Source organism: Spirosoma endbachense (assembly GCF_010233585.1).
In the GTDB taxonomy this organism is placed as follows: domain Bacteria; phylum Bacteroidota; class Bacteroidia; order Cytophagales; family Spirosomataceae; genus Spirosoma; species Spirosoma endbachense.
In genome coordinates this window covers 6,959,452-6,973,256 of record NZ_CP045997.1, presented here as the reverse complement: position 1 = coordinate 6,973,256, position 13,805 = coordinate 6,959,452, and the positions used below count along the sequence as shown (strand labels likewise).

The 13,805-nt window shown below is 48.6% G+C and carries 11 protein-coding genes; 9 read left to right on the top strand and 2 right to left on the bottom strand.

All coding sequences use genetic code 11. The features are described from left to right. Positions 1 to 117: 117 nt before the first annotated feature. From GJR95_RS28425 to GJR95_RS28415, 3 genes are all read left to right on the top strand, one after another. Positions 118 to 2,214, top strand: a complete 2,097-nt coding sequence (locus GJR95_RS28425) for a PAS domain-containing sensor histidine kinase (protein WP_162389081.1) — start codon at positions 118 to 120, stop codon at positions 2,212 to 2,214. A gap of 194 nt (positions 2,215 to 2,408) precedes the next feature. Next, complete coding sequence (locus GJR95_RS28420) at positions 2,409 to 2,954, top strand: hypothetical protein (protein WP_162389080.1); 546 nt, start codon at positions 2,409 to 2,411, stop codon at positions 2,952 to 2,954. A gap of 166 nt (positions 2,955 to 3,120) precedes the next feature. Next, on the top strand, positions 3,121 to 3,777 hold the full coding sequence (locus tag GJR95_RS28415) for a GDSL-type esterase/lipase family protein (RefSeq protein WP_162389079.1): 657 nt from the start codon (positions 3,121 to 3,123) through the stop codon (positions 3,775 to 3,777). 40 nt (positions 3,778 to 3,817) lie between these two features. Here GJR95_RS28415 and GJR95_RS28410 read toward each other — a convergent pair whose 3' ends face one another. After that, the gene (locus GJR95_RS28410) at positions 3,818 to 4,693 is read right to left on the bottom strand and encodes an AraC family transcriptional regulator (RefSeq protein ID WP_162389078.1); all 876 of its coding nucleotides are present in this window, start codon (positions 4,691 to 4,693) and stop codon (positions 3,818 to 3,820) included. Between the two features lie 168 nt (positions 4,694 to 4,861). Here GJR95_RS28410 and fucP point away from each other — a divergent pair, with 168 nt between their 5' ends. The 6 genes from fucP to GJR95_RS28380 all read left to right on the top strand — a co-directional run bounded on the left by fucP (position 4,862) and on the right by GJR95_RS28380 (position 10,892). Beyond that, positions 4,862 to 6,115 (top strand): L-fucose:H+ symporter permease, encoded by a 1,254-nt coding sequence (gene fucP, locus GJR95_RS28405; protein WP_162389077.1) that lies wholly within the window; start codon positions 4,862 to 4,864, stop codon positions 6,113 to 6,115. Between the two features lie 20 nt (positions 6,116 to 6,135). Next, positions 6,136 to 6,924, top strand: a complete 789-nt coding sequence (locus GJR95_RS28400; RefSeq protein WP_162389076.1) for an L-fucose dehydrogenase — start codon at positions 6,136 to 6,138, stop codon at positions 6,922 to 6,924. A gap of 77 nt (positions 6,925 to 7,001) precedes the next feature. Next, positions 7,002 to 8,018 (top strand): zinc-binding alcohol dehydrogenase family protein, encoded by a 1,017-nt coding sequence (locus tag GJR95_RS28395; RefSeq protein ID WP_162389075.1) that lies wholly within the window; start codon positions 7,002 to 7,004, stop codon positions 8,016 to 8,018. Between the two features lie 40 nt (positions 8,019 to 8,058). Further along, positions 8,059 to 9,018, top strand: a complete 960-nt coding sequence (locus GJR95_RS28390) for an SGNH/GDSL hydrolase family protein (protein ID WP_162389074.1) — start codon at positions 8,059 to 8,061, stop codon at positions 9,016 to 9,018. Between the two features lie 15 nt (positions 9,019 to 9,033). Continuing rightward, positions 9,034 to 9,717, top strand: coding sequence for a DUF1963 domain-containing protein (locus GJR95_RS28385; RefSeq protein ID WP_162389073.1), 684 nt, complete (start codon positions 9,034 to 9,036; stop codon positions 9,715 to 9,717). Positions 9,718 to 9,896: 179 nt separating this feature from the next. Next, positions 9,897 to 10,892: an ankyrin repeat domain-containing protein gene (locus GJR95_RS28380; RefSeq protein WP_162389072.1), complete on the top strand. Its 996-nt coding sequence runs from the start codon at positions 9,897 to 9,899 to the stop codon at positions 10,890 to 10,892. 120 nt (positions 10,893 to 11,012) lie between these two features. Here GJR95_RS28380 and GJR95_RS28375 read toward each other — a convergent pair whose 3' ends face one another. Then, the gene (locus GJR95_RS28375) at positions 11,013 to 13,802 is read right to left on the bottom strand and encodes a S8 family peptidase (RefSeq protein WP_232540884.1); all 2,790 of its coding nucleotides are present in this window, start codon (positions 13,800 to 13,802) and stop codon (positions 11,013 to 11,015) included. Between the last annotated feature and the right edge of the window lie 3 nt (positions 13,803 to 13,805).

Sequence of the window (13,805 nt, the reverse complement as noted above, 5' to 3'; positions counted from 1 at the left end):
CCCGACAAGGAATACTATATGTATTATACTTATAAGTAGGCCAGTCAATCTATAACAGATGAATAAGCAAACATGCTGTCTATTTTGTGGTTATTTTGCATGTGATAACAGTGGACAATGCAACCTTCTGACACGCCTTTGAACGAAGAGAATGCGGCCTTGGTCGAGCGATTGACCTTTGCCTTGCAGGCTGCTGAAGTGGGCACCTGGGATTATAATCTGGAGACTGGCTATGCCGAATGGTCGCCAATCTGTAAGCAATTATTCGGATTGGCTCCCGACGCTTCTGCGTCAGCAGCCACCTTATTGGCCCAGGTGCATCCAGATGATCGGGAATGGGTTGCTTTGGCTAATAAAAAGTCGCTCAGTCCCGACGGCGATGGGCAGCATAATATTACGTTCCGAACGCTGGCCGATGGCGGGCGGCAGCGATGGGTACATGCCAAGGGAAAAACCTTTTTGAATAACGAGGGCAGGATTGTTCGTTTTTCGGGAATTGCTCAGGATGTTACGTCTAGCGTTGATGCCCGCCAGCAGCTTAAAGCTAATCAGGAACGTTTCCGTACACTAATTGAAGAAGCGCCCGTAGCTACCTGTTTGTTTGTTGGGCGTGAGTTAATCGTTGAGGTTGCCAATGACTTAATGATCAACTTCTGGGGGAAAGACCAAACCGTGATAGGCAAATCGTTGAGAGAAGCTGTACCTGAACTGGCTGGGCAGCCTTTCCTGCAAATTCTGGATGAAGTCTACACATCGGGCCAGACCTACGAGGCTCAGAACACGCCTGCGGAACTACCCGTTAATGGTATTTCGGGCATTTATTACTTTGACTTCACCTATAAACCGCTGCGTAATGAGCAGGGCGAGGTGTACGCTATTTTAGAAATGGCACTTGAAGTGACTGAGCGGGTCCTCGCTCAAAAACGAATAGAATCCCTTCAGAGGCAAGTACTTACTTCCTTTGAACAATCGCCGGTTGCCATCGCTATCATCAGTGAAAATGATTTGATGTTTCAGATGGCGAATCCTTTCTATGGGGAACTGGTTGGGCGTCGACCAGATCAAATCGTAGGAAAACCGTTACTGGTAGCGCTTCCGGAACTGGCGGGACAGGGATTCGATCAACTGCTCAAGCAGGTTATTGCAACGGAAAAACCGTATACAGCTAAAGAAGTGGCTGTTGATGTCGTGCGACATAATCAGCTCGAAACTATTTATGTTGATCTGATCTATCAGCCTCAGCGTGATATTGCCCAGGACGACCCTGACCGGGTTACGGGTATACTGGTCGTGGCTACCGATGTTACCGGACAGGTACAGGCCCGGCAAAAAGTGGAAGAAAGCGAAACCCGTTACCGGACTTTATCGGCGGAGTTAGAGCAACAGGTAAAGCAGCGCACTCGAGAACTGGCTACCAGCAACGAAGAACTGGCGAATATGAATGAAGAGCTTATGATCGCCAATGAAGAGCTGGCTGAATCGAATCGGCTCTTTACCCGCTCTAATGAGAACCTCCAGCAATTCGCCTACATTGCCTCCCATGACTTGCAGGAGCCCTTGCGTAAGGTTCAGTCCTTTGGCGACCTACTCAAAAATAACTACGGAGAACAATTGGGTGATGGTGTTGAATACCTGGAGCGGATGCAGGCGTCGGCTCATCGAATGTCTTTGTTTATTAAAGACTTATTGGCTTTCTCCCGTATCTCCACCTACCGGGACAGAACAGAATTGGTTTCGCTAACGGACATAGTCAATGTTGTCTTAACGGATTTAGAACTGATAATTGAGGAAACGAATGGGGTTGTTGAGATCGATACGCTACCAGTGGTTAAAGGTGATAAATCACAACTGGGCCAACTGTTTCAGAATCTGATTAGTAACGCACTCAAGTTTCACCGACCGGGCGTTTCTCCGCTGATTCATATAAGAAACAGACAGGTGACCGCCAGAGACTTACCGTCTTCAGTGAAGCCTACCCGTGTGGCTAATGCGTATCATTGTATCAGCGTATCCGACAATGGGATTGGCTTTGATGAGAAGTACCTTGATCGCATCTTTCAGATCTTCCAGCGATTGCACGGTAAAAGCCAGTTTTCGGGCACAGGTATTGGCCTGGCCATCTGCGAAAAGGTCGTTGCGAATCATGGTGGAGCTATCACGGCCCGTAGTCGGCCAGGGGAGGGATCTATATTTAGTGTGTATCTACCAGTATAGAATAAGCCTGTCAGCAAACCATCAACTGGATAAAAACGACCCCATTTTGCTGCTTGCCCGATTAAAATAACTCCTTTCTTTATCGCTATCAGCGTATCTTGCAAACCTTGGCCAATATCCGTTAGTAGTCTTTAAGATAAATAGATAATAGTGGTAGTAATCCCGTAAAAAGCATCAAAATGAATCAAATACGTATGAAATTATATTGGAGAGTCTTCCTGGTTTATATTGTTCTTAGTTGCTCAGCAACTGTTAGTTATGGGCAACAAAACGCTGATTTTCGTAAGATCCGCTGGGGTTTTACACCAAAGCAGGTTCGGGAAACAGAGACCGCAAAACCTTCGATTAAACGGGAAAAGATACTTTATACCCGCATACCACTGGCTGATCGGACGGTAGGGCTTGAATACGAATTCAATGGCGATTCGCTGTTATCGGCCTCCTATTACTACTACATGACGGCCTCCATTACCAAAGATGATGTTATTGCGGCATCAGTTGATTTTGAAACGTTTTTGACAGAAAAATACGGACAAGGTAAGGCATCTTTTCTGGGTGATATCAGAAACGTTATCTGGCTAACTCCACGAACGCAGATCACTCTTTCTGTCGGCAACGTCGACAAGGGATGGTCTGTAGAGATACAGTACCTATGCCGGGTTTGCATAGCCGATCCGTCAAAAGCCGGCACATCTGCTAAAGAGGAATTTAAACCCCTTAAAGACGTTAAAGATTTCTAAGCTAGTTCATTTCCCGGCTTGCCAGGTGAAAAATAGATTGGGCAGAAGTCCTCAACAGATTTAACTTTCTAATCCCTGATTTACAGGTTTATCTTTGCTACTGAATTTGCTCTTGGGAAGAGCCATTTAAACGACGGCTTCATGATCGAATCTGGAGCCGACAGCTATGAAGGAAAAATTTTTAGTTATTCTAGCAGGGTCAGTAGGCCTGTTTTTGTCGGGATGTACCAGCGAAACGACGACACCAGCTGAAAAAATTGCCTGTATTGGCACCAGCATTACCGACGGCTATGTGCTACCCATTGATAAAACGTACCCAACCCAGCTCCAGAATCTGGAAAGCTCGACGCCCAATAAGGTATTAAATTATGGAGTCGGCGGATGCGCCGTACTGAAAAAGAGCGATATCCCTTACTGGAGTGCCCAGAAATATCAATATGCCCTGAATTGGAGACCATCGATTGTCATCGTTGAATTTGGCACGAATGATTCAAAAAAGCAGAACTGGCAATATAAGAGTGAGTTTAAAAACGACTACCTAGACCTTATTAAGTCATTTCAAAAACTATCGAGCGCTCCTAAAATATACCTCTGTATACCCCCCCCTGCTTTTAGCAAAAACTTCGATGTTGATTCGGCAGTCGTAAAAAATGAGATTGTGCCGTTGATACGCACGATTGCCAAAGAAAATAATCTGGAAACAATCGATTTATATACGCTCATGCTTGGTAAAAGCTCGCTGTTCATTGACGGGATTCACCCAACTGCCGAAGGGGCAAGTCTGATTGCCAGTGAAGTTTACAAAGTGATTTCGACAAAATAAATCGCCTTCCTGAGTTATCTGTAGAACCTGCAAGCCATGATCAATTCAGTTTGTCGGAATACGCCAGCCGGTAGCTTTGCGGACTTTTACCCGTTACGGCTTTAAATCGCTGATGAAAACAGCTTGAATTATTAAAGCCGCTTTCATAGCAGATCTGCTTTACGTCTACCTGCTTATCAATGAGGAGTTTACAGGCGTGCCCTATTCTGATTTCCGTCAGAAACTGGGAGTATGTCTTACCCGCTCTTGATTTGAAATACCGGCAAAATGAGTTCGGAACAAGGCGAGCCACACCAGCAATGGCATCCAGCGAAATTTTTTCTCTGAAGTGGTTCAGCGTATACTCATAAATAGCATTGATCCGCTCGTTTTCTGAGTCAGAACGGTCGTACTGAAAGCCAAGCGAAGATAGCAACTGGACGTCTTCTGAGCGGGCAATGGCAAGCAGGCAGTTCATGAGGCCCATGATGCGGTAAGGTCCTTCCGTTTGCCGTAAACCCTCCATCAATGCCCCTACCGATTTACCTGATTCGTCCGTTAGAAGTAAGCCGCGACGTGCTTTTTCCAGAATAGTTCTAAGTGGTTTGTTTTCGGGCAGGTTCAGAAATCGATCGCCCCAGAAATCTTCGGTGAAATGGATAACCGTTGCGAAAGGGCCCTCTTCGGATTGAGTAGTAAAATAAGTATCGTCATAGCGCCAGTAATGAGGTAGATTCGCACCGACCAGCACGATGTCTCCCGGTCCAAATCGCTTGACATGATCGCCCACAAACTGAGTGCCAGCACCCCGATGGAAGTGGATTAGTTCGACTTCAGCATGGTGATGCCAGCGGTTATTAATGTTGGGAATCTTGTCCAGGCGGATGCTAAACGAGTGAGAAGGCTCGGTAGGGACTTTAAGTAAGTGCGGCTTCATCGTCAAAAATATACCTCAAGATAGCCAGTTTTTATCTACAAACGTTAATATCTCTTACTCATTGGATAATCTGCCGCTCTGACTCAATTCATAAATACTTTTCCTTTGTATTATTCAATTGGCCCGATTGGTTGCCAGTAAATTACCTAACCGTAAATCCTAACCTGTATGTCTGATCGTAAAACCCGGCTGGCTGTCATTCTGATCACCACGCTGTTTTTTCTCTGGGGGTTTGCCCTTAATCTGAATCCCATTCTGATTCCACACCTCAAAAAAGCCTGCCAGTTAAGTGATTTACAATCAGCCCTGATTGACTCCGCGTCTTACATCGCTTACTTTCTGATCGCTCTGCCTGCGGGCCTGCTCATGAAGCGTTTTGGCTATAAAGCTGGTATTACGCTGGGGCTTATTCTCTTCGCATTCGGTACGTTTCTGTTTTATCCGGCGGCTGAACTGCGCATGTTCAGTTTCTTTCTGGTAGCGCTGTTTATCATTGCCAGTGGCTTAACGCTGCTGGAAACGGCCGCCAATCCATACATTACGGTTTTGGGCGATCCGGAAACGGCAACCCAGCGGCTGAATTTTGCCCAGTCATTTAATGGTCTGGCCGCTTTTCTGGCCCCTCTCATGGGAGGAACGTTTATTTTGTCGGGGATAAACTTATCGGAGCAGCAACAACAGGCCATGTCGTCGGAGGCACTGAACGCCTATCTCGCTAAAGAAGCGGCTTCGGTCGAAGTGCCGTTTCTGGTGATTGGGATTGTGGTGTTGCTTGTTGCCATCGTGCTATGGCGAACGCCACTTCCTGATATCGCAGATGATGAAGGGCCAGCTGAACAGGTCGAGGGGTCAATTTTGGGCGAGAAAAATCTGGTACTTGGCGTTATTGCTCAATTTTTCTACGTTGGCGCTCAGGTGTGTATCAGTAGTTTTTTCATTCGTTTCTCTGATCGCGTAGCTGGCATTGACGAAAAAGATGCTGCGCTTTATCTGTCTGTTTCGCTCCTGGCTTTCATGGTGGGCCGCTTTTTCGGTACGTATCTCATGCGTTACGTATCGCCCCCACGGCTTTTGGCAATCTATGGTGTCATCAATGTCAATTTGCTGCTGGTTGCTGTTCTTACAAACGGAATGGTTCCGGTCTATGCCCTGATCGGCGTCGAGTTTTTTATGTCGATTATGTTCCCCACTATTTTCGCCCTGAGCATCCGGGGGCTAGGTGCCAAAACAAAAATTGGTTCATCGCTCGTCATTATGGCCATTGTGGGCGGAGCGGTGTTTCCTGTCATTATGGGGCGAGTTTCGGATATGACGACGATACAGACGGCTTACATCGTTCCGGCGTTGTGCTTTTTAGTCGTCGTTTATTTTGCAATCAAAAATAGTGCTGTCAGAAACGTAACACTGGCGGCTTCTCATTAACTGCTAATGCTTGACAACGTATGGATTTACAATTGCAGGACAAAGTAATTATTGTGACAGGTGGTGCTAAGGGCATTGGCGAAGGTATTGTGAACGTATTGGCCCAGGAAGGAGCGATACCTGTAGTGGTGGGCCGTAATGAAGATGATAACCAGCGGGTTGTGGCCGCGATCGAAGCCGCAGGACAGCAGGCGTTTCAGGTTGTTGCCGAACTAACGCAACCCGAAGATTCAGAAAAAGCCATTAAAGAGGTGCTGAACCGATTCGGTCGTATCGACGGATTGGTTAATAATGCAGGAGTTAATGACGGAGTCGGCCTGGAAAGCGGTGATTATGATCGGTTTATGGCATCGCTGCATAAAAATCTGGTGCATTATTACCTGATGGCCCACTATGCATTACCCGCCCTGAAAGCGAGTAAAGGTTCGATTGTTAACATCACCTCGAAGACGGCTGATACAGGACAGGGAAATACGTCAGCCTACGCGGCTTCTAATGGCGGTCGAAATGCACTCACTCGCGAATGGGCTGTGGAATTGCTAAAATACGGTATTCGGGTGAATGCCCTAGTTGTCGCTGAATGCTGGACTCCCTTATATGAGCGGTGGATTCAGACCTTGCCTAACCCAGCTGAAAAGCTGGCGTCTATTGTGGCTCATATCCCTCTGGAAAACCGGATGACAACGGCGGAAGAAATAGCCAATACGACCGCATTCCTGCTGTCGAACCGGTCGAGCCATACGACCGGGCAACTCATTTATGTTGATGGTGGCTATGTCCACCTGGATCGGGCGCTGGCCAACACCTGACCATACGGGCGAGTCTGGACTTTTGCCCAGGCTCGCCCGTATGGCACTTAAAATTGACGCAGAAAATTAATTCGTTTATGGAGTCTCTCGTATGTACTTCCCCCCGGCAATTTGCCTATCAACAAGCGACAAAGCCCGTTCTGACGCCTGGGAACGCCATTGTCAAGATCCGTCGAATCGGTATCTGTGGTACAGATCTGCATGCTTTTGAAGGAACACAGCCCTTTTTCAATTACCCCCGAATTCTGGGGCATGAATTAGCGGGTGACCTTGTCGAAGCCGACAGCGCCCCTGAGTTCGCGGCTGGCGAAGCGGTTACGTTTATTCCTTATTTCAATTGTGGGTATTGCATTGCCTGTCGGTCGGGTAAACCCAATTGTTGTGCCCGCCTTCAGGTCTCTGGCGTTCACATTGATGGGGGCATGGTCGAATACCTCTCAGTACCGGCCTATTCGCTGGTGCACGGTGGGGGACTGACTCATGACGAACTGGCTTTGGTTGAGCCGCTGGCCATTGGCGCTCATGGCGTCCGTCGGGCCGAGGTGCAGCCGGGCGAGGTGGTGCTGGTTGTTGGCGCAGGACCTATTGGCCTGGGAACGATGGAGTTTGCCCGGATTGCGGGTGCTACGGTTATTGCGCTGGACATCAACGAGTCACGATTGAGCTTTTGCCGTACCCGACTAGGGGTTGCTCATACTGTAAATGCCCAATCGCCAGACGTAGCCGGGCAGTTGGCAGACCTGACCAACGGCGACATGCCAACCGTTGTGATCGATGCAACGGGAAGTCTGCGGGCCATAAACACGGCATTTTCCTATCTGGCTCACAGCGGGCGGTATATATTAGTTGGTTTACAAAAGGGCGATGTCAGCTTTTCGCACCCCGAATTCCATAAGCGGGAAGCTACAGTGATGAGTAGCCGCAATGCCACTCGGGCCGATTTTGAGCACGTTATTTCCAATATGAAAAAAGGGCTGGTCGATCCAACAACTTATATCACGCACCGGGTCGGATTTGAGCAGGTACAAGCCGAGTTTGAACACTGGCTGAATCCGGCTAATGGAGTCATTAAAGCGATGGTGACAATGGTATAAGCGACACCCAAACGGCTTATAGGATAAATCATGGTATATAATGGCGACTATACGGCGATTGATCGTTGCGGTATCACTTATTTTTCTGACAAGCCAGTCCGGTAGCTTGTGTTACGCACAATCGCCTTTTCCAGCCAATGTACACCGGGTTGTCTTTTTGGGAAATAGCATTACGTATGCCGGAGCTTATGTCACAGACATAGATGCTTATATCAGCACGCATTACCCAAAGCAAGGCCTGGAGTTCATCAATGTTGGACTCCCCAGTGAAACCGTTTCCGGACTCTCGGAAGATGGCCATGCGGATGGGAAGTTTCCCCGCCCCGATTTGCACGAACGATTGGCACGAGTGCTGGCGTTAACAAAGCCAGATTTGGTATTCGCCTGTTATGGTATGAATGATGGAATCTATCTGCCTTTTGACCAAAGTCGGTTCCAGAAATTCAAGGAGGGGATCAATTGGCTTCATAACGAAGTAATTAAAACCGGAGCCAGAATTATTTACCTCACACCACCCATTTACGATGATCTGAAAGGAGGCCAAACCGGTTACGCTGCCGTGCTTGATCGCTACTCAGACTGGCTGATGGACCAAAAAACGGCCCAAAAATGGGATGTGATCGATATTCATTACCCCATGAAACAATTTCTGGAGGCTCATCGCAAGGTTGATTCTGCTTTTTCTATTGCTGGTTTTGCTTTAGCCGAAGATGGCGTTCATCCGGGCGAAGTCGGACATTGGATTATGGCGAAAAGCGTACTGTTGGGGCTGGGCGAAAAAGCCGTTGCCAATGCACCCGACATGAAATCGGCGATGGCTCAAATTCCAAATTCGACTCAATTACTGAAACTCATTGCGGAGCGCCAGAACGTGATGAAAGACGCCTGGCTAACGGCATCGGGCCACCAACGACCCGGCATGAAAACAGGTCTGCCACTTGCCGAAGCAAAAGCCAAAGCGGCCGAAATTGATGCTCAGATTCGGGCGCTTATGCCCTGATATGCTCCTTTCTCAATGACTAAAAAGCAGTTTGTCGAAACGGTAGCCCGAAAGGCTATCGGTATGCAGGTTGGCGGATTTCGGCCGACCGATGATCCGAAAGCATCCTGGATCGGGAAAGTCCTGTTGGCGCAAAAGGATGAAGACTGGCCTCAGGTCAATGGCAAACCAATGGTGCCGCTGTGTCAGATTAATCTGAATGAATTTCCGTTCAAACCCGACCTGTTGAGCGACCTTGCCTTGATCAGTATTTTTATTGACGCCGATGAAATACCCGGCGAAGACGATGAAAATGGCACGGGTTGGTGCCTGCGTGCGTATAAAACAATGGATGAACTGGAACTACTGCCACAGGTCAGAACAGGATCGTCAATTAAGCCAATGCAGATGATTCCCCGGATCATCGAACAGGATTTTCCGCACCGGGACGATTGCCCTGTTGATATCCCGGCTAAGTTCGACGACGACTACGAAGAGCGTTTTCTGAACGCTGAAGGCGTAAAATTTGGCGGATGGCCAACGCTCATTCAGGGCGAAGTAAGCTGGCCTGACTATGCCAGTGATCCAACATTTGCCTTTCAAATAGATAGTGTCGAAAAAGCACGCTGGCAATGGGGTGATAACGGAGTTGGTTATTTTGGTCGATCTGTTGCCGACGATGGGCAGGATAAATGGTCTTTCTCCTGGCAATGCTACTAAGCTAGTCTGTTGGTAGCCAGAAATTTATAAAAATGGCACTAACGGGTTATGACTCTATGACGCGACTTATTTACCCGAATCCTCCTGTTGCTAATTGATAGTCGGTTGCTGGCTGTGTCTATCGCACCTTTGTTTCGCTACGTCGACGAAGCTTTTCGTGCGTATACTATCATAAGCCAATGTCACTAAAAACGATTACCCTCATCAACTGGTCGTTATTGGTCATTTACGGATTGGTGCTTACCATTTCCGTACTAACTCTCAAACAATCCGGGACCGATGCGGCCGGACGAGGTTTAGCAACGGCCTACCTTTTCTTTGGATTTATTCTGCTTGGAGTGGTTTTACTGATTAATTTTCTGCCCTTCTACTTTAGCCGAATAGCTGTTCTGATTCTTCTGGTCCTGCCTGTGTTTGGTGGTGTTGGCATGTTAATCAGTCAACTGATAACCAGCCAGAAAAGCCATAAAGACGGGATGGGCCGTATCGACGGATCTTTTTATTTTCACGATACCAAACGGCAGCAGATAGCACTGGCTATTTATGAACGGGATAAAAGCAAGTTACAGGCTTTGTTGCAGCAGCCTGTGCCTAAACTCAATGAGAGCGGTGAAGACCATGTCACGCTGCTTGATTTTGCAACGATTCAGGGTGTTCTGGCTGGGAATCCAGAAGAACTATTGCCTTATTTAGAACGCCTGATGAGCAAAGGCGCCACCATTGAAACGGCCGATACGCTCCACGTACCCACGCATGCCCTGGTCATTCGCGAATGCTCAATAGGTTTTCTTGAATGGTTTCTGCAAAAAGGGGCTAACCCCGATGCAAAACATCCAAAACGAGAAAATGCGGCAATTTTATTCGCCGTTATGGATTGCCCGATCGACCGGTTGGAGAAGTTAAAAGCACTGCTGAAGCACGGCGCTGATCCGAATGTAATCTATCCGGCCAAGGCATCCAACTGGCTGGCCGGGCATTCGGCTCTACTGGCTGCTGCCCGAATGGATTTGTGGGATTCCTGTAAACTCTTGCTGGAGAATGGAGCTGATCCTGCCGTAGAAGGTCCACAACACCTTATTTTTCAGGAGTTTATTCGCCGTCGTGCAGAAATCTATGCAGCAGAAGGCTCTACACCAGATACGTTCACGACGCTGGTAAAAAGCCTGAAAAAGTAGAGGCCAGGGGCGCAATACCTTGATTCTCTTCAACAAACATAGGACTTTCGCTCAGAGCCATGCTACGGTCCGTCGTACGGTGGCACGGCTCTGAGCGAAAGTCATAAAACAGTTATCCATTTATTTTTTCAGAAACCGCCATATTCGTGTTCGGTCGCCATCGCTGAGTTGCAGGTAATAGACTCCTGCCGATAAATTGCTCAGGTTCAACGTGCCCTGAAATAGTTGATTTATTGCTTTCAGCTTAGTCGGTGATTGTCGAATTCGTCCCTGCATGTCGACCACGCTTACCTGTACATCACTGGCGTTGGGATACGCATACTGAACATCGAGGGTTTGCTCAACCGGGTTTGGGTAAGCCATAAAGGAAGAATCTGACCGGGGGGAAACACTTGTTAAAACCGGAAGGTGTACAGTACGTTCTGCGGACCAGCCTACACAGGTTTGCTGGGTAATACGCACTTTGTAAACGCCCTGTTCGCTAACCGACAGGCGATCATCATTGGCGTTGGTAAGTAGCGTGTTATCGCGGTACCATTGGTAGCGATAATCCGTTTCGGTAGGAGCGTATAAGGTTACCATAGCCCCTTTAAGTAGAATTAGGTCTGATTCGTCGGGTTTCAAGGCGATGGCATTGACAGTGCTCTGGCGTACGACTACCGTATCGGAAAGCGCTTTGCATCCCTGTTGACTGATCCAGACCTGATAGCGGCCCGGTTCAGTTATGGTCAGCGTGGCAGATTGGGCATTGGGCAGTACTGTTCCATTGCGAAGCCACTCAATCTGTGAGTCTGCTATATCCATTGCTGTAAGCTGGAGCGGTTGCCCATTTGAGCAAAGCCATTGATCAGTAGCCGGGTTGAGTATAGCTTTGGGCGACTTCATCTGAATGTTTACCGAAGGAGATGTTGCCGAACACCCATTCGCGTCGGTTACACGTAACGCGTAGGAGCCTGCCTGTGCAGCCCGATAGGTCGTACTTACCGCATTGTCGATGGCTGTATTGTTAAGCAGCCATTGATAAGTGAAACCTGACCGGGCCTCTGAACTGAGCAGTAGACTTTCACCGGTACAAAGCGTGGTATCGACCCTGGGCGAAATCGTTACAGCGAATGAGCATGGAGACCGGCGTAACCCGCTGATAATGATCGAAAACGGTTGCCCGGCATAGGTCATATCGCCTTTGTGTGAAATCGATAGTGAGTAAGCCTGCCCCGGTGAAGGGTTTGGAATATAGATCTGTTCGATATTATCACGGAAATTATCGCCGGAAGTAGCTGGACGGGATGGATTGCCGGGGTCCAGAACAAATGGTAACGTGGTCGTACGACCGTCGTTTAGTCGTACGTCAAGGTCATTGACAAGTTTAGGCGTCAGACTATTCACGGAAGCAGGTGCAAACGTAGTTGCTGCTCCCTCCGGGTCTGTCCAGCACAAGGTTACAATCAGAGGCTCATCGCCCTCAGCAACGATTCGTTGCGTAAATGTACCTCCTGATTCCAGCGTTTTCTCCAGCATATAATGCGCCTGGTCGGCATTCAGGATGACACGGGCAGCGGCTTCGGTATCGAGCAAACCCCATCCCTGACGATAATCGGGCCCGGCAGCTGGTGTGTTGCGGTTCGCTGTATGGAGAACGAGACCCCGTACGGTTGCCGATCGCATAAACTGGCCTGTACCCTGCGCTACCTGGCCATTTGATGCTCCTCCGGCCGCGCGGGCCTTCTGCTGGGCATAGAGTTCCTGTAATAAAGCCAGTGAACCAGTCACATTGGCCGACGCCATTGACGTTCCGGTGTATATTCCATAGGCTGACGGATTAGAAGACAACGTTGAGAAGACGTCTGTTCCTATTCCCAGAAGATCCGGTTTTATACGCCCGTCGTCAGTTGGGCCCCAGCCGCTGAAGGCTGTAGAACCGACCGTAATCGGTAGATTTTGGTTATTGAAGGTAACATCGGCCGCACCAACCGTCAGTACGTTTTTGGCCGTTGCTTCGGCTGGAATTACGTCGTAGGAGTCGTTTCGGCTTCGGGGCAGGGTGCTCTTGTCGTTGGTATTTTTCAGGAAATAGGCCGTTCCTGATGGTGGCCCGGTTTCGGCCCGTTTGTTATCCGCCGATCGGACCATCAGGTAAAATGGACTGTTGTAGGCAATTCGGTCGAGGTCGCGGGCTTTGGTCGTATAAAAACCAAACAGATAATCTTCTGTATTGCTCATTGTGGAATTGCCCCACCATTCCCATTTTAGATTCGGGTCAGCACCGGGTCGGGACGGATTGTAAACCCAGCCGACCACTGGACCGTAGGCATGATTAGACAGTAATAAATCAGGGGCTGCTGCGGTTATCTCGCTCAAGTCGTCGGTATAATCCCAGATGGACAAACGCGCTCCATAAGCCATTCCTCGTGCCAGCGGATTGATGCCGCGTGCGACTAGTGTTCCGGCAAGGTGGGTCGTATGATCGCTCAGATTATCGGCTCTGTCCATTTGCTGAACGACCGGTACGCCAGCCGTCGAGCCAGTTAATTCCTGGTGTGTTGCCAGAGCCCGTCCGCCATCCCATAGACCTATTTTACCAGAAAGCGCAGTACTACTACCCGACAATTCCAGCTTCAGACTACCTCCTTTGTAGAGGGCTTGTGTCCGGGTTCCGCGAGCCGCTTCTGTATTATGAAGGGTATAATAAATTGGCGATCCCAACGGATCAGTTTCCTGAAGCACAAGCTGTTTACTTCTGGAATAGTTTTTGCGGACGGGCCATTTATTTTTCTGTACCAGTCGAAGCGTTTGTCGGCGTTGTCTGTCGTACTGCTGGCTTAAATCAATCTGCCAGTTTTGGGTACTTTCTGTTTTGATTTGGGCTGAACAGGTTACTTTTCCTGATAAGCACAAAACAAGACACAGCACAAG

Coding starts and splice junctions, on each gene's coding strand:
- GJR95_RS28385 (WP_162389073.1), top strand. CDS start 9,034: ATGACTAAAAAGCAGTTTGTCGAAACGGTAGCCCGAAAGGCTATCGGT.
- GJR95_RS28420 (WP_162389080.1), top strand. CDS start 2,409: ATGAAATTATATTGGAGAGTCTTCCTGGTTTATATTGTTCTTAGTTGC.
- GJR95_RS28380 (WP_162389072.1), top strand. CDS start 9,897: ATGTCACTAAAAACGATTACCCTCATCAACTGGTCGTTATTGGTCATT.
- GJR95_RS28390 (WP_162389074.1), top strand. CDS start 8,059: ATGGCGACTATACGGCGATTGATCGTTGCGGTATCACTTATTTTTCTG.
- GJR95_RS28410 (WP_162389078.1), bottom strand. CDS start 4,693: ATGAAGCCGCACTTACTTAAAGTCCCTACCGAGCCTTCTCACTCGTTT.
- GJR95_RS28395 (WP_162389075.1), top strand. CDS start 7,002: ATGGAGTCTCTCGTATGTACTTCCCCCCGGCAATTTGCCTATCAACAA.
- GJR95_RS28425 (WP_162389081.1), top strand. CDS start 118: ATGCAACCTTCTGACACGCCTTTGAACGAAGAGAATGCGGCCTTGGTC.
- fucP (WP_162389077.1), top strand. CDS start 4,862: ATGTCTGATCGTAAAACCCGGCTGGCTGTCATTCTGATCACCACGCTG.
- GJR95_RS28400 (WP_162389076.1), top strand. CDS start 6,136: ATGGATTTACAATTGCAGGACAAAGTAATTATTGTGACAGGTGGTGCT.
- GJR95_RS28415 (WP_162389079.1), top strand. CDS start 3,121: ATGAAGGAAAAATTTTTAGTTATTCTAGCAGGGTCAGTAGGCCTGTTT.